The organism is Virgibacillus sediminis (assembly GCF_042643265.1).
GTDB classification, from domain to species: Bacteria; Bacillota; Bacilli; order Bacillales; family Amphibacillaceae; genus Virgibacillus_O; species Virgibacillus_O sediminis.
Genome location: NZ_JBHRRZ010000011.1, coordinates 1 through 22,189, shown reverse-complemented (window position 1 = coordinate 22,189; position 22,189 = coordinate 1). Strand labels below are relative to the sequence as shown.

15 protein-coding genes and 1 tRNA gene are annotated in these 22,189 nt (G+C 47.2%); 5 read left to right on the top strand and 11 right to left on the bottom strand.

Features of this window, described 5'->3' with window-relative positions:
- The first annotated feature begins 6 nt into the window (after positions 1–6).
- Complete coding sequence (locus ACFODW_RS06070; protein WP_390304295.1) at positions 7–1,128, top strand: GerAB/ArcD/ProY family transporter; 1,122 nt, start codon at positions 7–9, stop codon at positions 1,126–1,128.
- Positions 1,118–2,260, top strand: coding sequence for a Ger(x)C family spore germination protein (locus ACFODW_RS06065; RefSeq protein WP_390304293.1), 1,143 nt, complete (start codon positions 1,118–1,120; stop codon positions 2,258–2,260). Before ACFODW_RS06070 ends, ACFODW_RS06065 begins: the two co-directional genes overlap by 11 nt.
- A gap of 50 nt (positions 2,261–2,310) precedes the next feature.
- On the opposite strand, the gene ACFODW_RS06060 is transcribed toward ACFODW_RS06065, so the two are convergent.
- Positions 2,311–3,381: an undecaprenyldiphospho-muramoylpentapeptide beta-N-acetylglucosaminyltransferase gene (locus ACFODW_RS06060; RefSeq protein ID WP_390304291.1), complete on the bottom strand. Its 1,071-nt coding sequence runs from the start codon at positions 3,379–3,381 to the stop codon at positions 2,311–2,313.
- Between the two features lie 171 nt (positions 3,382–3,552).
- On the opposite strand from ACFODW_RS06060, the gene ACFODW_RS06055 reads away from it, so the two are divergent.
- Positions 3,553–4,905 carry an MATE family efflux transporter gene (locus tag ACFODW_RS06055; protein WP_390304289.1) on the top strand — a complete coding sequence of 451 codons (1,353 nt, stop codon included), beginning with the start codon at positions 3,553–3,555 and terminating at the stop codon, positions 4,903–4,905.
- 325 nt (positions 4,906–5,230) lie between these two features.
- On the opposite strand, the gene ACFODW_RS06050 is transcribed toward ACFODW_RS06055, so the two are convergent.
- From ACFODW_RS06050 to ACFODW_RS06010, 9 genes are all read right to left on the bottom strand, one after another.
- Complete coding sequence (locus tag ACFODW_RS06050) at positions 5,231–6,658, bottom strand: aldehyde dehydrogenase family protein (RefSeq protein WP_390304287.1); 1,428 nt, start codon at positions 6,656–6,658, stop codon at positions 5,231–5,233.
- A gap of 143 nt (positions 6,659–6,801) precedes the next feature.
- The gene (locus tag ACFODW_RS06045) at positions 6,802–7,989 is read right to left on the bottom strand and encodes a NupC/NupG family nucleoside CNT transporter (RefSeq protein ID WP_390304285.1); all 1,188 of its coding nucleotides are present in this window, start codon (positions 7,987–7,989) and stop codon (positions 6,802–6,804) included.
- A gap of 247 nt (positions 7,990–8,236) precedes the next feature.
- Positions 8,237–9,517 carry a 2-oxoglutarate dehydrogenase complex dihydrolipoyllysine-residue succinyltransferase gene (gene odhB, locus ACFODW_RS06040; protein ID WP_390304283.1) on the bottom strand — a complete coding sequence of 427 codons (1,281 nt, stop codon included), beginning with the start codon at positions 9,515–9,517 and terminating at the stop codon, positions 8,237–8,239.
- Positions 9,514–12,366 carry a 2-oxoglutarate dehydrogenase E1 component gene (locus tag ACFODW_RS06035; RefSeq protein WP_390304281.1) on the bottom strand — a complete coding sequence of 951 codons (2,853 nt, stop codon included), beginning with the start codon at positions 12,364–12,366 and terminating at the stop codon, positions 9,514–9,516. The genes odhB and ACFODW_RS06035 overlap by 4 nt, the downstream gene beginning before the upstream one ends.
- Before the next feature lie 615 nt (positions 12,367–12,981).
- Positions 12,982–13,455 carry a tRNA (cytidine(34)-2'-O)-methyltransferase gene (locus ACFODW_RS06030; protein ID WP_390304279.1) on the bottom strand — a complete coding sequence of 158 codons (474 nt, stop codon included), beginning with the start codon at positions 13,453–13,455 and terminating at the stop codon, positions 12,982–12,984.
- Positions 13,456–13,503: 48 nt separating this feature from the next.
- Entirely contained in the window at positions 13,504–14,352 is an 849-nt protein-coding gene (locus ACFODW_RS06025; RefSeq protein WP_390304277.1) for an amidase domain-containing protein, read from the bottom strand.
- A 53-nt stretch (positions 14,353–14,405) separates the two neighbouring features.
- Complete coding sequence (queG, locus tag ACFODW_RS06020) at positions 14,406–15,545, bottom strand: tRNA epoxyqueuosine(34) reductase QueG (protein WP_390304276.1); 1,140 nt, start codon at positions 15,543–15,545, stop codon at positions 14,406–14,408.
- 30 nt (positions 15,546–15,575) lie between these two features.
- Positions 15,576–17,279, bottom strand: coding sequence for an ABC-ATPase domain-containing protein (locus ACFODW_RS06015; protein ID WP_390304274.1), 1,704 nt, complete (start codon positions 17,277–17,279; stop codon positions 15,576–15,578).
- A 155-nt stretch (positions 17,280–17,434) separates the two neighbouring features.
- Positions 17,435–17,508 (bottom strand) — tRNA-Gly (locus ACFODW_RS06010).
- A gap of 358 nt (positions 17,509–17,866) precedes the next feature.
- Between ACFODW_RS06010 and dat the strand changes: the two genes are divergently transcribed.
- Positions 17,867–18,748, top strand: a complete 882-nt coding sequence (dat, locus tag ACFODW_RS06005; RefSeq protein ID WP_390304272.1) for a D-amino-acid transaminase — start codon at positions 17,867–17,869, stop codon at positions 18,746–18,748.
- 486 nt (positions 18,749–19,234) lie between these two features.
- A complete protein-coding gene (locus tag ACFODW_RS06000; RefSeq protein WP_390304270.1) occupies positions 19,235–21,238 on the top strand; it encodes a S9 family peptidase in 2,004 nt (667 codons plus the stop codon).
- A 117-nt stretch (positions 21,239–21,355) separates the two neighbouring features.
- Here the strand turns inward: ACFODW_RS06000 and ACFODW_RS05995 are convergent.
- The coding region (locus ACFODW_RS05995) for an IS3 family transposase (RefSeq protein ID WP_390304268.1) at positions 21,356–22,189 on the bottom strand (834 nt) is incomplete at its 5' end.

Below are 22,189 nucleotides of genomic sequence, written 5' to 3'. Positions count from 1 at the left end.
GTAGAGATGGATGTGAATGTAAACCTGAAAAACCATAGAAAACTCCAGGCATTCTACTTATTCTTTATCATCACGTCAATCCAGCTTGGTGTGGGGATTGTCGGTATACCACGAATTGTATACCAAGAAGCTGGCCAGGATGCCTGGATTTCCATCCTTATCTCCTATGCCGCACTTGTCGTCATCCTGACGGTGATGCTGATTATACTAAAACAGTACAAAAATGCTGATATTTTCGGTATCCAGGTGGACATATTTGGCACATGGCTCGGAAAACTATTAGGAACCATTTATATTTTATATTTCCTTTGGACCTTGTTTTCCGTGCTTATTACCTATATCGAGATTTTGAGAGTGTTTTTATTTCCTTATATCCACCCGCTCGTGCTTGGGGTCCTGATCACCTCCTTGATTGTCATTACGGTCATAGGGGGTTTGAGAATTATTGTCGGTGTTTGTTTCTTGTTTTTCTTCATGACTCAGTGGGTTCTCCTGCTGCTGATCGAACCGGCGGCCGACATGCAGCTCAGCCACTTCCAGCCATTTTTTCAGGCTTCTTTTACGGAATTGCTCAGCGGCACACAGGACACTTCCTATACTCTTATAGGCTTTGAAATTCTTTTTCTTGTCTATCCATTCATACAAGAGAAGGATAAGGTCTATAAACCTGTCTATTTTGCTGCTTTTTGGACTGTTCTTCTGACGCTGATTTTTACTATTATCAGCATCGGCTACTTCAGTAAAGAGCAGCTGATCCGGAGAGAATGGGTAGGCCTGTCGCTGTTTAAAATCCAGGAGTTTCCCTTCATCGAGCGGCTGGATTATGTCGTAGTCGCCGAATGGATGATGGTCACCCTCCCGAACATGCTGCTGTTTATGTGGGGGGTTACCTATGGAATAAACCGCCTGTATAAGGTTCCACAAAAGACAACACTGTATATATCAGCAGCACTGCTTATCATCGGCTCCGCACTAGTGAGTGAACATTTTGAAATCCAGAAGGTCATCAATGTGGCAGATTCCGTAGGTTTTTGGCTTGTATATGTCTATCCGCTAGTACTCCTTCCCATTGTGTTAATAAGGAAAAAATGGAAGAAATATAAAGGGGGCAAAGGAAATGCCCGATAAAAAAGCAGTTCTGCATCTGTTGATCATATTAACTCTCCTCACAGCCTGTACACAAACAAGGGAAATTGAACGGCTGGGGATCATTAATACTATGGGGGTGGACATTTCCGAGGATGATCAACAGCTAGACCTCACCATGATTATCTTTCAATTTGATGATCAGGCAGCCGGGTTGACCAAAACTTTAATTGGTAAAGGGAATACCATGAGAGCTGCAAGGGATGATGCAAGCACCAGATCAGCTTATCACCTGGTAACAGGGCAGCTGAAGTATCAGCTTTTTGGGAAAGATGCAGCAGAACAGGGGATTCTCCGCTATTTGAACACTTTCGTCAGGGATGCCACCACTTCCGAGACCATGCTCATGGCTGTCAGCAACCAAAAAGCAGAAGAAACACTGTCTACCGGCCAGGAGCTTACAGAGATTAACATCGGACAGTTTCTTTACGGTATGATTGAACAGGAAGAAGTGGAAAATAAAATCCCGAGGAGCGACCTGCAAATGTTTTCTCGAACCCAATTTGCCCCCGGGCAGGATCCATGGCTTCCGGTCATTGATATAAAAGAGGAACTCCCGACCATGGTGTCAATGGGTGTGTTCCAGGATGACCGTTATGTCGGTGAAATATCATTGAAAGAGGCATTTTATCTAAACCTGTTTTTAAATAGAATTCAACCTGCCCCACTGGAGTTGACTCTTCCTAGAGAACCGTTTAAACCTTACATGCCCGGAGGCCAGGAGGACAACGGCAATAAAGAGGATCTCCATATAAAGATTCAATTGAAAGGGGACACAACAGCAAAGCTGGTGGACAAAGAGAGTCTCCGTTACCAAGTGGACGTAAAAGTAAAAGTCCGTCTGGATGAATTTTCCGAAGTAGTAGTAGTGAAGAATGAGAAGGTTGCCGAGCTCTTCGAAAAGGAAATCGCGAAGAAAATAAAAAGCGAATATGAAAGCCTTCTAAAGAAACTCCAGGAAATGCAGTCGGACCCATTCGGTTTTGGCAAGCTTTACCGAATTCAAAAAAAGGACGGCGAGATGACGTCCGATGAATGGCGGGAGCTCTTCCCCAGGATCACAGCCGATTTCCATGTGGAAGCGGACATTGTCCATTACGGTACCATCCAATAGAGCGCCCGAACATAAGCAACTCCCCTGCTGTCGATCTGCAGGGGAGTTGCTTATTTTGCCGTTTCCCGGAGAATTTCTATCACCCGCTCCCGGGCTTTTTCACTTTTGTATTTCTTCATATAATCCATCATGACAGGTGCATGATCCTTCAGCTGCATGATCTCTTTGACAAGTGTCTCATTGGAAAGTTTCTCTTCCTCCAGGACCCGCGCATAGCGTTTTTCTTCAAAGGATTGTGCATTGACTATCTGGTCTCCCCTGCTGGCCTGCCGGGACAGCGGAACAAGCAGCATAGGAATCCTCAATGCGAGGAACTCGAAAATGGCATTGGATCCGGCCCTTGATAATACATAGTCTGTCGCAGCGAACAAGTCCTTCAGCTCTTCATTGACATACTCAAATTGAGCATACCCTTTTTCCTTTATGGAAGCATCTGTTTTCCCCTGGCCGCAAATATGGATAATCTGCATAGAGGGCAGCAGTTCCGGCAAACTTTCCCTGACGGCATCATTTATTTTCTGGGCCCCCCCGCTTCCGCCCATGATGAGAAGGACTGGTTTGGAATCCTCCAAACCGGCATAGGCCAGGCCTTTTTCTTTATTGCCTTTAAAGAGTTCTTCGCGGATAACCGCCCCTACATATTCCCTCTTCTTCTCGGGCAGATACTGCATGGTTTCCTCAAAGGTCGCCAGTACCCGTTTTGCAAACGGGATGGCAATCTTATTGGCCAGACCTGGTGTATAATCTGATTCATGAATGACCGCAGGAACATTGCGAAGCTTGGCTGCCGCGACGACAGGGACCGAAACAAATCCGCCTTTGGAAAAGATGACGGACGGCTTTCTTCTTCCGATGATCCGCCAAGCCTGCATGGTTCCCTTCATCACCTTAAATGGATCCTTGAAATTTTCCTTGGACATATAGCGGCGAAGCTTCCCTGTGGACACTGCATGATAGGTTACCCCTTCCAATGGCTCGATCAGCTTGCGTTCAATTCCATTTTCCGAGCCAATGTAATCTATCTCCCAGCCGTCTTCCCGGTATTGAGGTATCAAAGCCAGATTGACAATCACATGGCCCGCAGTCCCTCCACCCGTAAAGAGAATTCGCTTATTGTTCATAATATGTACGTCCTTTCTATCTATCTTATTCCAGGATAAAGCAGTATAATGGACACTATGCTCCGAATATAGTGTTCACACTATTTCCCAGCCTGCAAATGAACAGGCTGTTAGAATTCCCGAATACCTTATTAAAGTGTAATAGATACATTGAAAAAAAGGAAGAGAAGTATGCACGAAACAAAAACACTTAAAGAAAAACTGAAATTATTTGCGATCATCTTGATCCCGGTCCTTATCACCCAACTCGGCATGTCGCTGATGAATTTCTTTGATACGGTCATGTCTGGACAGGCAGGGGCGGACGACTTAGCCGGAGTAGCCATCGGAGCAAACCTTTGGCTGCCGGTCTTCACTGGCATCAACGGAGTGCTATTGGCAATCACCCCCATCGTCGCCCAACTGACCGGATCAATGAAACAGGATGAAGTTCCGGTTAAAGTGCAGCAGGGAATCTATCTATCATGTGCGCTTGCTCTGCTTGTCATCACAGCCGGAGCCCTGGCCCTGAATCCAATCCTAAATGCGATGGACCTGATAGAAGAGGTCCGGCATATTGCCAAGTACTATTTGGTTGCCTTAAGTCTCGGAATCATTCCTTTATTCATTTTCAATACGGTGCGCTGTTTCATCGATGCGCTGGGCAAAACCCGCACCTCTATGGTCATTATATTAATTGCTTTGCCGCTCAATGTATTGTTCAACTATATTTTTATTTTCGGCGGATTTGGCATTCCGGCATTCGGCGGAATCGGGGCCGGGATTGCAACAGCTGCCACTTATTGGGTTGTCTGCCTGATTGCCCTGGCCATCATTCATAACCTACAGCCATTCCGGAGTTTTTCTATATTAACCAGCTGGGTGAAACCCTCCCTCTCTGCATGGTGGGAACAGCTTAGAATCGGTATACCGATCGGATTTGCAATCTTTTTCGAAACCAGTATCTTTGCTGCTGTCACTCTTTTAATGAGCGTCTACAGCACTTATACGATTGCAGCACACCAGGCCGCCCTTAATTTTGCTTCCCTGCTTTATATGATGCCACTCAGTGTCGGAATCGCCCTTACCATTGCAGTAGGATACGAAGTAGGGGCAAACCGCTACAAGGAAGCCCGTACTTATGGATTTATCGGTATATCAGGAGGTCTCCTGTTTGCCATTGTCGCCGGCATAGTATTGTACACGTTCAGCGAACCTGTCGCCGCATTATACAATTCAAACCCAAAGGTCGTCGAACTTACCGAGCAGTTTATTATCTATGCCATCTTCTATCAGCTGGCAGATGCCATAGGCGCCCCGATCCAAGGAGCTCTCCGGGGATACAAGGACGTAAACATGACACTCATCATCGCACTTGTTTCCTACTGGGGCATCGGATTGCCAACCGGGTGGATTCTCGCAAACTTCACATCTCTTGAGCCATTCGGCTACTGGGTCGGCATCATTGCCGGATTAAGTGCAGGCGCCCTTGCCCTGCTACTGAGGCTATTGCATATACAGCGCCATTATCCCGCGGGAAGATAGCTTTATATTTATTGAGCAGATAGTGAAGACCCAATCGATGAAGACCCAATCCTCCCCCGTAAGCTTTTATATTTTTGTATTTACTAATGAGGATTGGGACTTAGCTTATTACCTAACCCAAAAGGCACCAATCAACTATATCAGCGGAGGAAATATGCGCAGACTCCTGCGGGAGGACAGGCCTAGGCGAGACGACGCAGTGCGAAGCCATATTTTCCGTAGCGGCTTATATCCACTCACCAAGGTTTCTAGTCGGGCCGGATTTACTTTTATCCCCGCCTCATCCAAAATAAAAGCGAGGCCCCCCTCGCTTTTATTAATCATCTTAACCATCCAAATTCAGCACAACCAACCGTTCCTCCGTCATCTCCTCAATGGAATATTTCGGTCCTTCTTTCCCCCATCCACTATCTTTCACACCGCCATACGGCATCAAATCAACCCTGTATTGAGAGGAATCATTAATCATCAGACCACCGACCTGCACCCGTCTCGCCGCATGGAAAGCTGTATCAAGATCTTTTGTAAAGATACCGCCCTGAAGACCATACGGAGACTCGTTCAATTCATCTATGCAGGCATCCAGATTCTCATATTCGAGGATACTGACCACAGGGGCAAACACCTCGTCCTTCACGACCTTCATATCTTTCTCAACATCTGTCAGCAGTGTCGGCTCATAAACAGCTCCGCTTCTGCTGCCTCCCGTCACCACGGTGGCAGCGGACTCCTTCGCTTCCTCTACCCAGTCTTGGGCGCGTTTCGCTTCTTCTTTATCGATCATTGGCCCGACCACCGTCTGTTCATCACTTGGATTGCCGACCTTGATGTCTTTTATTTGCTCTACCAATTTTTCCTGGAAATCCTTTCTTACATCGCGGTGGACATAAAGCCGCTGCGGGGTAATACAGGTCTGTCCAGCAAATGCAAAACTAGCGGTAGCCAAGACGGAAGCAGCTTTATCAATATCCGCATCCTTATGGATAATGACCGGTGAATTATTGCCAAGCTCCAATATCAATTTATTCAATCCAGTGTTCTGTTTGATTTTCAGACCTACTTCTGCACTGCCTGTAAATGTATAGGTTGAAATTCGTGCATCCTCCTGCATTTGCTTTCCGACCACCGAACCGGAACCAACCACAACATTCAGCAGTCCTGCCGGCAGCCCGGCCTTTTGAAACAGCTCTGCCAACTTAAGTGCTGAAACAGGCGTGGCACTTGCCGGTTTCAGGACGGCTGCATTGCCTGCTGCCAGTGCGGGCCCTATTTTATGTGCCACCAGATTGATCGGAAAGTTGAATGGTGTAATAGCACCGACCACACCGACCGGTACACGAACCGTATAGGCCATCCGATTTTCTGACCCCGGCACAGCATCAACTGGAACCCCATGCCCGCTGATCCGCTTCGCTTCTTCGGCAGATACCTCGAATGTCTGGGCAGCCCGTTCCACTTCTGTTCTTGCCTGCTTCAGCGGTTTTCCCGCTTCAGCAACCAATACTTGGGCAAAATCCTCTTTATCTTCCAGCAGCTGTTCCGATACTTTCTTCAGAATTTCATAGCGTTCATAAGGGGAAAGCTGTTTCGAATGAAAGGCCTCTTCCGCTCCGGAAATAGCTTTATCCACCTCTCCCTCTCCAGCTTTGGACACAGTTGCATATACTTGCTGGCTATATTTATCCTTCACTTTAAGCTTATCCTCTGTCGAAACCCATTCTCCATTAATAAAGAGATCGAATTCGGTACTCAATCTTACCCTCTCCTTTCTATAGATTTATCTTTCCTTTTTGGAGAGGTAAGAAACATCCATGGGGTCTTCCAGTACGTCCTTACCTGCGCAAAAAAACCGCCCAAACGGACGGTTTTTGTTTTTCTTATATCGACGGATGTTTCTTATAAGAACAAGCCTGCTATAGTTGCAGAAAGGATAGAGGCCAGTATGGAACCGATCAGCAGCTTCATTCCGAAGCCGGATACACTTGCTGCTTTCTCGCTATCAATCCCTTTGACAGTACCGGCAATGATCCCAATGGAAGAGAAGTTGGCAAAGCTGGTCAGGAATACAGTTACAATACCGATTGTTTTCTCACTCATTGTTTCCATAAGCGGCTGGAATTCAAGCATGGCTACAAATTCGTTGGTCACAATTTTAGTACCCATGATGGAGCCTGCTTGAATAACTTCACCAGGGGCAATACCCATCAGCAGTCCAATAGGAGCCAAGATATAACCAAGAATTTCCTGCAGGGTGACACCTGCGAAAATCAGCTGGATCAGCCAGTTTACCAATTCAAGGGAGGCGATGAAGGCAATCAGCATGGCGGCAACGATCAGGGCGATCTTTCCGCCTTCCAGGGCACCATTCCCCATTGCTTCAAATACACTTTTGTCATTTGTTACATTACTGATATCCACTGTATCTTTTTCCTTTGGTACTCTGACCGGTGCAATCACCGATGCAATCATCAAGGCACTGAACATATTCAGCGGCAGCGCAACCAAGATGTACTCAGCCGGCAGCATTTGAATATAGGCACCTACGATGGATGCTGATACAGAGCCCATGGCAGAGGCACTTACAATATAAAGACGATTGTCCGTCAGATGGTGGAACTGCGACCGAATGGCAATCAATGCTTCCGACTGGCCGAAGAAGATACTGTTCACACCATTAAACGACTCGATTTTCGGCAGGCCGGTAAGCTTGGAAAGCGCGGTACCTACCCATTTGATAAGAGTCGGAAGTATCTTCAAATACGTAAGGACCTGAAGAATTGTTGCAAAGAAGACAATGAGCAACAGTACATTAAAGAAGAATACGCCGCCTTCCTGTACTTCAAACCCTCCGACAACAAAGTTTATTCCTTCCGTACCGAATTCAATCAATTTATTGAACCCGTCGGCAATGGTATTGATGATGACTCGTCCAATCTGCGTACTGAACATGAACCAGGTAATCAGCAGCTGCAGTACAAGCATAATACCGATCCCTTTATAATTAACATTCTTCTTATCGTTAGACAGTAAAAATGCAATTCCCAACACGACGATAATTGCTAACAACCCAAGGATGATACCCACCTTTTAGCCTCCCCATATATATTTTGTAAATGGTTACATTATTGATTTCATGGTAATTGTACCAAGATGTCTGACGTCATGCAAGTGATTATTTATTCTGAAATCTGCTAGTGCCATTATACTAACACTACCCGGTTCCCCGTCAATTTAAAACAATAATTGCTGGGTATTTTTTCTTAGGCTTTCCTGCAAAAGGCAAAAAGATTCCCCCTGTATTTTTCAGAGGGAATCTCATAAACCTTATCTATTATCCTTCCAGCAGAAGATCATACGGATCTTCAATCATTTCTTTGACACGTACAAGGAATTGTACGGCTTCCGCACCGTCCACGATACGGTGATCATAGGAAAGAGCAATATACATCATTGGGCGGACTTCAATAGAGTCATCCGGCATGACCATTGCACGCTTCTGGATATTATGCATGCCCAAGATCCCAACCTGTGGAGCATTCAAGATTGGCGTAGACAGCATGGAACCGAAGATACCGCCGTTCGTGATGGTAAAGGAACCGCCCTGCATTTCATCCAAGCCCAATTTATTGTCCCTGGCTTTCTTGCCGAGACTGGCAATCTCTTTTTCAATACCGGCAAAGTCTAGGCGATCAGCATCCCGGACTACTGGCACGACCAGACCTTCCTCTGCAGATACGGCAATGCCAATATCATAGAATTTCTTGACAATCAGTTCTTTATTATCGCGGATTTCCGCATTAAGCAGCGGGAACTCCTTGAGAGCGCCGACAACCGCTTTGGTGAAGAAGGACATGAAGCCAAGCTTGATATCATGCTTCTCCAGGAATTTATCCTTACGCTGACTGCGGAGCTTCATGACATTGGTCATGTCTACTTCGTTGAAAGTTGTAAGCATGGCAGAATTCTGCTGCGCATCCACAAGACGCTTTGCAATGGTCTGGCGGCGGCGGGACATCTTCTGGACATCCACCGGCTTGTCAAATTCTGATTCCGTAGACTGTTGCTTTGGTTTACTTTCTTTCTGCTGCTTGGCAGGCTTTTCTTCCTTTCCACCTTGGACAGCATGGTCCACATCTTCCGGACGTACGCGGCCCAGCGGATCACGCGGGCTTACTTCACTTAAATCAATGTTCAGTTCGCGGGCGCGCTTCCTGGCGGCTGGAGAAGCAATCACCTCGCCATTCCCCTTATCGCTGCTTTCCTCTTCTTTCTTTTCCTCTTTCTCAGGTTTGTCGGAGGATTGCTTCTCTTCCTTCGATGCTTCTTCTTTCTTTTCTTCCTTTTCATCTGAACCTTCGTCAGAGGCACCGGCCTCTCCATTTTCATCCAGCTTGGCGATGACATCGCCTACTTCCACGTCATCCCCTTCTTCGACCATAAACTCGGTGATGACCCCGGCGAACTCGGAGTTTACTTCCACATTTACTTTATCTGTTTCCAGTTCCAGTACCGGATCGCCTTTTTCCACTTTATCGCCTTTCTGAACGAGCCACTCTGCTACTGTTCCTTCTGTAATCGATTCTGCTAATTCTGGTACTTTGATTTCTTTCACTGGGAATCTCCTCCTTCGGTCGGTTGTAAAGCTTCTTCTATGATATGATTTTGTTCGGTCTTATGCACATTCGGAACCCCGACTGCAGGTGAGGCGCGATGCGGGCGTCCAACATAGCGCAAGCGTTGTCCGTCTTTTAACAGTTCTCTCAAATAGTTGTCGACGAAATCCCAGCTTCCCATATTTTTTGGTTCTTCCTGCAACCAGACAATCTCTTCCAGATTTGGCAGTGATTTCAGTTCCTTCTCCATTTCCTTTAAAGGGAAAGGATAGATCTGCTCCAAACGAAGTATCTGCATCCAGTCGTACTTCTCATCCGATTTATCCATAGCTTCTTCTAAATCAACCATTATTTTTCCCGTACCGATCAATAGGCGCTTCACATTTTTCTTCGTAGCTTTGTGATTAGGCTGAATTTGCAGCGGCTGGAACTTGCCTTCTGAAAATTCCTTCGGTTCGGAAGCAACACGCTGGTTCCTGAGCAGGCTCTTCGGCGTCATCAATACCAATGGACGTGCCGATTCACTGTCACGCAATGCTGCCTGTCTGCGGAGCAGATGGAAAAATTGCGCGGAGGAGGTGACATTAGCCACAATCCAGTTGTTTTCCGCACACATCATCAAGAAACGTTCGAGACGTGCACTGGAATGTTCCGGCCCCTGTCCTTCATAGCCGTGCGGCAGCAGCATCACCATATTCGACTTCTCGCCCCATTTTGCCCGGGCAGCGGAGATGAATTGGTCAAAAATAACCTGCCCGGCATTCGCGAAGTCACCGAACTGCGCTTCCCAAATCACCAGTGTGTTAGGTGCCTGGACACTATAGCCATACTCAAATCCGAGAACTCCCGCTTCCGACAACGGGCTGTTACGGATATCAAAAGCAGCCTTAGCCTGTTCCAGGCCATGGAGCGGACTGTATTTCTCATCGGTTTCCGTATCATGCAGAACCAGATGGCGGTGGGCAAAGGTTCCCCGTTCCGTATCCTGTCCGGTCAGCCTGATAGGAATGCCGTCACTCAGAATGGATGCATAGGCGAGTGCCTCTCCCGCTCCCCAATCGGCTTTGTTTCCATCCTCCAGGGATTCCCCACGCTTTTTCAAGATTTTCTCGACTTTCTTGAAGCCATTGAACCCTTCCGGCCGCTTCAGAAGCCCTTCATTCAACTCCCGGAGTTTATCGAGAGGAACAGCAGTTTCAATGTCACTGAGCCCATTTCTAAGGGCTTTCGGCACTTCATCTGCCTCCGCATCTTCCACTTGGTTCTCTTTCATCCCATGGTAGATGTCACGCAATTTTTGGTCGACTTCTTCTTTCATCTTCTCGAACGTACCCTCTCCAACTGCACCTTTCTCCTGCAATTCGGTTGCGAAAAGATTAGCTACAGTAGGATGGTTGTCAATGTCCTGATACAGCTTTGGCTGGGTTGAACGCGGTTCGTCCATCTCATTATGGCCGTAGCGGCGATAGCCGACCAAATCAATCAGGAAATCTTTATGGAATTTCTGCCGGTATTCATAGGCAAAGCGGATGGCTGATACACAGGCGATCGGATCGTCTGCGTTCACCCGGATGACCGGGATTTCGAACCCTTTTGCCAGGTCACTGGCGTAACGGGTCGAACGGCCTTCCGTCTGATTCGTTGTATAACCCAGCAGGTTATTTGCAATGATATGGAGCGTACCGCCGGTCGTATACCCCGGTATGCCGCTCAGGTTCAGTGTTTCTGCCACAACACCTTCTCCGATGAATGCTGCATCTCCATGGATCACTACGCCAAATGCCTTGTTTTCATCCCTGTCAGGATACCCTTTCTTGAAACGATAATCCTGTGCGGCCCTTGTAAATCCGGACACCACAGGGTTGACAAATTCAAGGTGGGACGGATTATGGGCAAGGGTGATCCTTGTGGACTGTTCATCCGATTTGACCTCTTTTTCCGCGCCAAAGTGATACTTCACATCGCCTGTCCAGCCATAGTTGATCCCCATCGAACCCTCGGAAGGAACAAGCTCTTTATTCGGTGATGTATGAAATTCAGAGAAAATCTTGTCGAATGGTTTGCCAAGTACATGAGCCAATACAGATAACCGTCCGCGGTGGGCCATTCCCATCAGGATATTTTCGAATTTGTCCCTCGTAGCATACTTCACGACCTGATCCAGCATTGGGACCATGGACTCGAGCCCTTCAATGGAAAAACGTTTCTGCCCGACGAACGTTTTATGAAGAAATCCCTCAAAAACTTCTACATCAACCAGACGGCCAAGCAGCTGCTGCTTTTCTTCATCCGAAAGGTCTACCCGTGCATTTCCTTCCTCAATGAAATCTGTCAGCCACCTGCGCTCCTGTTCATTGTTCACATGATCAAATTCGAAGGTGATTGTTCCGGTATAATATTTCCTGAGTTCCTTGATGACATCCAGCCCGTTGTCCACACCGGCAGGCGCCTTCTCCCATAACCAGGATGCCGGTATACTTTCCAGGTCTTCTTCACTCAACCCATATGTAGCCGGGTCGACCAAATTGGACTTCCGTGTCTTGTCGTGACCGACCGGATAGATGTCCGCTTCCAAATGGCCAAAACGGCGAATAGCCTCAACAAGTTTCCATGCTGAGGTTAATTTTTTCACATCTTTTACAGATGAAGTATCAGACAGCTGAGCTTCGCTTGCTGATGTGCCCCCAAGCCAGGAAGGTGCTCCATGTTGTTCAAAAATCTCCCTCGTAGATGGATCAACTGCCTCCGGATCCTTCTTATAAAGTTCATATTGTTCTTCCGCGTACCCCATATTAGGTCCATGAAACTGTCCCCAGAATCTTTCACTAGATTCCTCATTCTGTGCCACGTCTTATTACCCCCATTAGAAGTTAGCTTCTTCCGCTGTGAAACGGTTTACATTTTCACTCGGTTACCAGCGTATAACTGGTAAATTATCTTCACAAACTAATATACCTCATTTCTTGACAGGAAACAATATATCCGATTATAAAATTTATGAAACAAATCGATAACTGGAAATAGTCGAATTAATCGACATGAAGAAGGGGGAAATCATACGGAAACAAGGGGATTTTTCCGATTTTGTTTCCATTCCGGCATTTATTTTGTATAATGAAACCATAATATAAAATAAGATGCTTCTACATACAGGCTAAAGGAGGAAGTCAAAATGAAACTAGCACTATTAATGGGTGTCATCCTTACATTCATCACTTCATTCTTCACTGCAGGCTATGATGCAAAACCAGGAGTTCCAAAGAAAGATCAATAAGGATATAACAAGGCGCCGTGCAGTTTACACTGCACGGCGCCTTTTACTGTGGTTGAGACGAAAGTGTTGGATCAAGAGAAAAATGCGAATGAATCAGGCATCTTGTTTAGCGGAGATGCCCGCTGCGGAAATAATTCATCGTTCAATTTTTGAATTTAACAGCCCCGTTATGCCCCACCCCGTCTTCTGCTATTCCATTCCGGGGAATCCCTGCTGCCTGAGTGCTTCGTATATAATGATGGCCGCAGTGTTGGAAAGATTCAAGGAGCGTATTTTATCTGTCATATGAATCCGGAGGCACTGATCCTCTTTACCGATCAGCAATTCTTCGGGGATTCCGCTGGTTTCCCTTCCGAAAACGAAGAAAATCTCTTCTTGCGGATCGCTGAAATCGAAATCGGTATAATGCCGGCTGCCAAAGTTTTCTATATAATAATAGCTTGCGTCCGGATACTTGGCATACAATTCATCCATCGACTGATGTTCTTTGATATCGACATCCTTCCAATAGTCAAGGCCTGCCCTCCGGACCATCCGGTCGTCAATGGAAAAGCCCAGCGGATGGATCAGGTGCAGAGTCGCCCCTGTTCCCAGACAGGTTCTGGATATATTTCCTGTGTTTGCCGGGATTTCCGGCTGAAACAATACTACATGTAAACTCACGGTTCCATTCTCCTTACAAGCTTAATCACATAATTATTGATTATATCATTAATCCGCCCCAATCCGGAAAAATTTATAGGAGATCTCCGGCGTCCATGCGGCGGAGTCCTCATAGGACCAATAACGGTTCCTGCTGTTATCCGTATGGGCATTCACCAGCGGCATCCCATAGGCATCCTTTGCCACTACGATCGTATTATGGTCCCAGCGCCCGTCACCCTGGAAGTCATAACAAATGACATCCCCAGGAATCAGCTCCTCCGCATTTTCCACTTCCCTTCCCTGCAACCCCTTTGTCGAACCACTCAAATACCAGCGCAAGGAATGGGCGACCGCCCAGCTGTAACTCCAATTATCGCCGCTGTACCACCAGCCTCGGTCCCGAACCGGCTGGCCGTGCATGGGAGCTCCGCCCGCACGCATGCACTGGGAGACGTAATTGGTACAATCTACATCAAATTTCCGGTAGGCAGGGTTATAGCTGTTCCACCATCGTTCAGCGTACTGTACGGCAGCCAGCCGGTCATAGGAAAATCGGTAATCGCCCGCATCTTCTTCTCCGCGGAGCAGCATATCCAGCTTTTTTTCGGATTGAGGAGGCTTGGGCACTTCGCGATGGTCTGTTACTTGCCCGTTCTTTAAGCGGAATTCATAAGGGATGACCAATTCTTCCATATGGAAATGTTCTTTCTGCTTAATGACAAAGGAAAGATGCAGCAGGTAACGGACAAAACGCTTGCCATCATAACGGAATTCCCGATACTCCTGGCCGCAGCCCATAATCCGCACGATTTCGGCATTCCGCTCCCGCCAGAGCGCTTTCTTGCGGGACCACCAGCTGTGTCCGTCTCTGTCCCCTTCAAAGAAACGCAGCCATTCTTCCTTTATAGTCTCCATAAAAATCCCCTCCATTATCAAGTATATGGAGGGGATGCTTGTATAAGGCCTTCTTATTTCGATGCCACGGTAAAGTCGAGGCCTTTCTGCATTTCGGCAAGGACCCGGTCATCAGTCTCTGTTTCCATCGCAGCTTCAATGGCCTGGACAGCTTCCTCTGTCCCTATTTTCCCAAGGGACCAGGCTGCCGTTCCCCGGATAACCGGACGGGGATCATTATTCATGACAGCGATCATTTCTTCCACCGCCGTCTTGTCCTTATAATGGCCCAGAGCAATCAGGGCATTACGCTGGAGCGGCTTCTTCCCCCGCCAAGAGCCGGAAATATGCCCGAAAGTCTCCTTGAATTCCCGATTGGAAATCCGGAGCATTGGCTTCAGCTTCGGTTTGACAACATCATGCTCGGGTTCGAACTCCTCATGAAGGTGGAAATCGACCTGCTTATTTTTCGGACAGACAATCTGGCATGTGTCACAGCCATACACCCGGTTGCCGATTTTCGTACGGAATTCATCCGGCAGAAAATCCTTGGTCTGGGTCAGGAATGCAATACACCGCTGGGCATTTAGCTGTCCGCCCTCCACCAGGGCACCTGTCGGGCAGGCATCCATACATTTGGTGCATTCCCCACAGCTGTCTTCTACCGGATCATCGGGAATGAAGGGAATATTGGTGATCAGTTCACCCAAATAGACAAACGAGCCGAATTCCGGCGTAATGATGGCCGTATTCTTGCCGCTGAATCCAATACCGGCACGCTCGGCTACCGCCCGGTCCGATAGTTCTCCAGTGTCCACCATCACTTTATCGGCCGTATCCGGCGCCTTTTCCTTAATGAAGGCTGACAGCTTTTCCAGCCGGTCACGGAGGACGTCATGATAATCTCTTCCCCAAGACGCCCTGGCAAACAAGCCTCTCCGCTCCTCCTTCGTGCTTTTTGGAGCATCCTTCATTCTCGACGGATAGGCAAGGGCGACCGATATAATAGACTGTGCTTCCGGCAGCAGGCGCTCCGGCTCGGTCCTTTCTTCCAGCGAACCTTTTTCAAAGCCGGATTGATACCCAAGCTCCTGCTGCCGCCTCAGTCTTTCCCTCAATTCTCCGAATACATCTGCAGAAGCAAAGCCAATCTTATCAATACCTATTTTCTTGCTGTATTCAATGATTTCCTGCTTCAGTTGTTGGGTATCCATTGACTTTACTCCTCTCTAGTTGAATTTGGATTATTTATGCTCTACTTTCGCTGTACGCATGCGGTTAAGCACCGCTGCCACCTCATACCTTCTTGGCCGGGCAATATCGCCTGGGTGCTGCCTGCCGAATGCAGTGAAAGAAGCGAGGCCGTCACGGTCCATCTGCTGTTCCATGCTGTCCAGAAGTTCATGCAGTGATTTGCCGCCTAGTCCGTTGGTACGGTCGAGATACTGAATGATTTCGGCAATCATGCGTGTTTGCGAAGGGTCCACAAGCTGCTCGGTATTCTCGAAGGTAATATCCGTTTTTCCCATCAGGATCTTGTACAGCCCTTTCGCTTGCGTCTTTTCCCTTTTTCCCTTCTTCGTCTGCAGGGATGCCTGCTGGAAATAGCGGGCAGAGATATCGCCGAAACCTTCCTCCCTGGCTGTATCGCGCTCCAGCGGGTAATTTTCCATAATGGCCATCGCTTGATCTGTCACATTGTAAGGAACATATTCATCCAGCATGATGACTGTATCGGCTGTATCGAAATAGTCCCCGGATCCGCCCATTACCATGATGGTGGAGACATTCAGTTCGTCTCTCAGCTGCCTTATTTTGTCAATAAAGGGAGTAATCGGCTCTTTATTCTTGCTGACCAGCTGCTGCATGCGATGGTCACGGATCATAAAATTGGTCGCACTAGTATCTTCATCGATCATTAATGTGCTCGCCCCTGCTTCCAAAGCTTCCATTACATTGGCTGCCTGTGAGGTGCTTCCACTAGCATTTTCCGTGGAAAAGAAAGCCGTATCCTGGCGATGCGGCAGATTATTAATGAACGGGGAGATATTCACACCTGTTACTTGCCGGCCGTCTTCCGCCCGGATTTTAACGGCATCCGGGTCCGTGAGTACGAATTCCCGGCCATCGCCGGCAGTATGGGAATATACCCCCCGTTCAATTGCCTCCAGCATCGTACTCTTCCCGTGGTAGCCGCCGCCGACAATCAAGGTGATGCCTTTTTCGATCGCCATCCCTTTGATCGGTTCATCCCGGTGCGGAAGTTCAATTTCCACTTCATTTTCTTTCGGACTCTGAAAAGCCACCGCCTTTTTCAGCGGTCGGTTGCTGATGCCGCTTTCCCTCGGCAGAATAGAACCATTGGCAAGAAAGGCGATCCAGCCTTCCTGCTTCATTTTCTCCCTGACGGCATCTTGCTGATCTGCAAGGACGATGGATTTATGGATATCTTCATCAGAAATGCTCATGACGGAATCCTTTATAATGGAAGGAAGGGCTTTGGCAAACAGCTTCTCCGCTTCTCTGCCATTGATTTTACGGCCGTTGGCAGGAAGCCCTACCGATAGACAGACGGTAATCGATCTGTCGCTGATCTGAACCGCGCTCCGCTCCAACACTTCCTGGCCAGGGGCATCAAACAGGATCATCCCACTTTTACCCGAGCCCTTTATAAAGAAATCACCCTTGTCGATGGCGCGCTTTACCCGGCGAGCTATCGCGTCTTCGGCGGCTGTCTTTCTCGAATACGTGCCGAGCCATTCTTTTCGGACTGGGCGCTTGGAAGCCGGGATTTCCAGCCGAAGTTTAGATGGAGTCGCGAACGGGTCCCCTTGTACATAATCTATATATAAACGGAAATCTTCATAGCTATAATTACCCTGTATGCTTTTGTACGCTTTATAGCCTTTATGATCGATCTGTTTTAATTGCTGCAATAAATTCTTCATCTATATCCCTCAATTATATCGTTATTTCTTACAGAATACTATGCAGGAAAAGGGGAATTCAAGTAGCAGGAGGCATATGGAGAAAAACTTCTATAAAAATTAAAAACGCAACGCCCCGTAGTTTTACTACAGAACACTGCGTTATGACATATGTATGGAGCGGGTGAAGGGAATCGAACCCTCGTCATCAGCTTGGAAGGCTGAGGTTTTACCATTAAACTACACCCGCAAAAACTCAATTACTATGTAAATAATTGCTGTCGTATTTCGACGACAAATATTATTATAGCTTGATAACTGAAAAAACGCAAGGGGTTTTTCGACTTTTTTGTATAAAAAAATCTATAATTTTTAGTTTTATTCCATTCGGATGCCGGAATAGCCCGTCCAATTCATCGTCCAGAGAGAGACAGCATGGCTTCCCTCATCTTACCTCAGCAAACCGACAGTAGCCTATGAATCTCAGGAAAATCTCGTTATCTTGACCCGATTGTTGATTCATGACCATTTAATTTCCTGGAAAAGTTCGTTTACATCGCAAGCGATACGTTATAGAATATGGATATGTTTAAGGAGGAATATGAATTATGGCTGTTTATCCAATCATTTTGTCACAGACAAGTTTTATCTCGAGCGATGACCTGACATACCCATATCAGGAACGCGCCCTCCAATTTGGAGATGGAATCTATGAAGTTATCCGCATCTACGGCGGAAGATACTACCTGTTGGAAGAGCATGTGAACCGCCTCTTCCGTTCTGCAGAAGCAGTGAAGATCGAATTGCCGTTTACCAAACGGGAAGTGACCGACCTTCTGCTGGAGCTGCTGGAGAAGAATAATATGAACGAGGATGGCAAAGTATACATGCAAGTCTCACGTGGCACCGCTCCACGGGACCATGTCTTTCCAAAAGATGTTCCCGCCAACATCTACGCATATGTGCAGGAACTTCCCCGGGCGGAAGAGAAGCTGCAGAATGGTGTATCAGTCATTACACAGCGTGATGTACGCTGGGAGAACTGCTATATCAAAAGCCTTAACCTTCTGCCGAATGTCCTTGCCAAGCAGACAGCAAAAGAACAGGGCTGTGATGAAGCCATCCTTCACCGGGACGGGCGTGTTACAGAATGCAGCTCATCCAATGCCTATCTGGTTAAGGATGGAAAAATCTATACCCACCCGGAAACCAATAATATCTTGCATGGATGTGTCCGAATGAAGGTAAAAAGCCTTGCAGAAGATTTGGAAATACCTTTTGTGGAGGAAGCCTTCCATGTAGAAGACATCCAGGATGCTGATGAGATGTTCCTAACAAGCAGCACTTCCGAAGTAATGCCGATCGTCAATGTAGATTCAGAGAAAATAGCGGACGGGCAACCCGGACCGATCACTAGAAAACTGCAACAGGCATACGACCAGGATGCTGGAATTGAAAAGGCCACAGAAAAAGAGACAGTAAGCAAGTAAAAAAAAGCAGTCATATGACTGCTTTTTTTATTGTCTGGGATTTGTATCTTACTTGCGGGATCTCCTGGGCTAAAACGGCGGGATCGGCGGATAAGACGGCTGTGTTGCTGATATGTGAGAGCTCCAGCCGATAAGCCTGATGTACTGCTGATATATGAGAGCTCCGGCCGATAAGTCTGCTGTGCTGCTGATATGTGAGAGCAACTGCGGATAAGCCCGCTATACTGCTGATTAGCTGAATCTCCTGTCGATAACCCCGCCGAACTGCCGATACTCCCCCTTTACTGGCTGCTGCTTCTACTTATAGTCTATCCCATTACTCATTATCGCCCGATAGGAATACGATTAAACCGGCACTGTCAGCCATCCCCCTGCCAATGCCAGTTTTTCAGCAGTAATAGTTGAATCTTCCCATAATTTAATTGATTCGTGAATCGAAACAGTTTACACTGTGAATTACACTACTTACCTATTGGAGGAAACAAAATGCCAGCGAATAAACGCGCAATGAAAGCCGATGATTTTAAGCGTCTGGATGTCTTCAGTGATCCGAACTTCACACCCGACGGAAAGGCGTACACTTATACAGCTACTACAGTCAATGAGGAAAATGAGTATGTCTCCAACCTCTTTTTCCATGACCTGGAAGGCCAACAACCAGTGCCATGGACATTCGGCACCAATAAAAACAGCCACCTCCGTTTCTCCCCTGACGGTTCAAAAGCGGTTTTCCAGTCAACCCGCACCGGTTTGCCGCAAATCTGGCTCCTTTCTACAGCTGGCGGCGAAGCTAAGCAGCTTACGGAGTTCAAACACGGTGCAGCCAATCCTGCATGGGCGGAGAACGGGCGGTCCATCCTATTCAGTGCCCCGTTGGAGGCCGATGCTGATGTCAGCAGCCAAAGAGAACTGACAAAGGAAGAGCGTCAAAAGGAAGCCGAGCAAAAGAAGAAACAGCCGCTTGTCGTCAACCGCTTGAAATACAAATCGGATGCTAAAGGATTTCACGACAATAAACGGACACAGCTGGTACGTTTTGATTTAGAGAATGAAACGTTCATCCAGTTGACTTCCGCAGATGCAGACCATAGCTATCAGGATATTTCTGCTGACGGAAGATATGTTTTGTTTGCGGCGAACCTCAGCGATGAAGCAGACTTCGAGCAGAGCAATCACTTGTTTTTGCTTGATAGTGCAACCAAAGAAATATCGAATCTCACCAATGGAAAAGGCAGCTGCCATAGTGCAGCATTCTCACCGGATGGGAAAAAGATAGCTTATCTTGGCCATGGATTCGAATATGATGGAGCAACATTAAATGAACTGTTCATCCATGACCTGGATTCAGGGGAGCGCGCGTGTCTCAGCGGGGAATGGGATATGCAGCTTGGTGATATACTCATCGGGGATTCCAGACTGGGAGAAGCCAATACTGGGCCTGTCTGGAGCCAGGATAACAGCAGTCTGTTTTTCATCGCTACTGACCATGGTACGACAGGGTTATACCAGGCCACCTTGGAAAAAGAGCTGAACGTCCTTTATAAAGAGGACAATCATGTCTTCAGCTTTGCTTATCATGGAGAAACCGAAGAATTCATTCTCGGGATCAGCACCCCGTCAGACCCATGCAATTTCTATAAACTGTCAAAAGGTGTGGAACTGAAGAGGCTGACCAATGCCAATGCAGCCTTCCTTGACGAGGTATCTGTCTCTGCACCGGAAACCCTGTCCATTACTGCCAATGATGGGTGGATACTGCAAGGGTGGCTCCTGCGCCCATATGGATTTGAGCAAGGCAAAAAATATCCATTCATTTTGGAAATCCACGGCGGGCCACATGCCATGTATGGCCAGACATTTTTCCATGAGATGCAGCTGCTGGCAGCAAAGGGGTATGTCGTCCTCTATATCAATCCTCGTGGAAGCCATGGCTACGGCCAGGAATTCGTCGGCGCAGTCCGCTCCGATTACGGCGGAAAAGATTATGAAGACCTGATGAATGCAGTAGATTACGCATTGGAACATTTCAGCTTCATCGACGAAACGCGCCTTGGCGTCACCGGCGGGAGTTATGGAGGTTTCATGACCAACTGGGTCGTCAGCCATACCAACCGCTTCAAAGCAGCTGTCACCCAGCGTTCCATCTCCAATTGGCTCAGTTTCTATGGAGTTAGTGACATCGGTTATTTCTTTACCAAATGGGAGCTTGGGCATAATCTGCTGGATGACCCGGAAAAATTATGGGACTTTTCCCCGCTTAAATATGCTGCCAACGTGGAAACACCATTGCTTATCCTTCATGGGGAGCAGGACTACCGCTGTCCAATTGAACAAGGGGAGCAGCTGTTTGTCACCTTGAAGCATCAGCGGAAAGAAGTTGAGTTTGTCCGCTTCCCTGACGCCAGCCATGAACTGAGCAGGAGCGGCAGACCTGACCTGCGCGTCGAGCGGCTCAACCATATTTGCCGGTGGTTTGAAGAGTATTTGTAAGTCGGCCTCACCGCCGCTTTTGAACGTTTCAAACAAGACTGGATTAATCCTTGATAAACGTAAAAGACCCGCACAGCTATAGAGCCTGATGTGACCCCTAAAAGTTAGAGTTTTATATCAAGCAGTTAATTGGCTGTTATGAAGACGGTACTGAACCGGACTCATACCGGCCAATTTCTGTTTAATACGATTGTTATTGTAATAATTGATGTAAGACTCGATATCCCTTTTTAAATCTTCGTAAGTACGAAGAGACTCTCCATAGTACATTTCCTGTTTCATGAGCCCAAAGAAATTCTCCATCGGTGAATTATCGATGCAGTTTCCTTTGCGAGACATACTTTGGAAGACATTGTGTTCTTTGAGAGTGCTGACCCATTTCCTATGCTGATAATGCCATCCTTGATCAGAGTGTATAGTTGTCCGGTATCTTGATTTTTTAACCACCTGGAGGGCGTCTTCCAGTGGCTTCATCACTAGTTCCAATGTCGGGCGCATACTGATTCCANGGAAGAGTTTAAAACCATTTGAACACTTGAATTCAGTAATGTCTGTTGTCAGCTTCTGATGACACACATTCGTATGGAAACGGCGGCGAATTCGATTCTTGGCCAGGGTACCGACAGTCCCTCTATAGGAACTATAACGGCGTGATTTCCGCATAAACTTGTTTCCCTTCAGTCCCAATTTTCTCATGATGCGCTGTATCTTCTTATGATTTACTTGTATACCTCTATTCCTGAACTCCAAGCCGATACGGCGGTAACCATAGTTACCATCGTGTTCTTCAAAAATGGATTGGATTTCTTCTTCCAGAGTCTGAACCGGATTTTCTGCCTTCATTCTTTTCACGTGATAGTGATAGGAGGATTCAGGAACACCCACTACCTGTAGGACATCCTTCAATCGGAATCTTTCTTTGAGTTCGAATGATAGCGCTGCTTGTGCTTT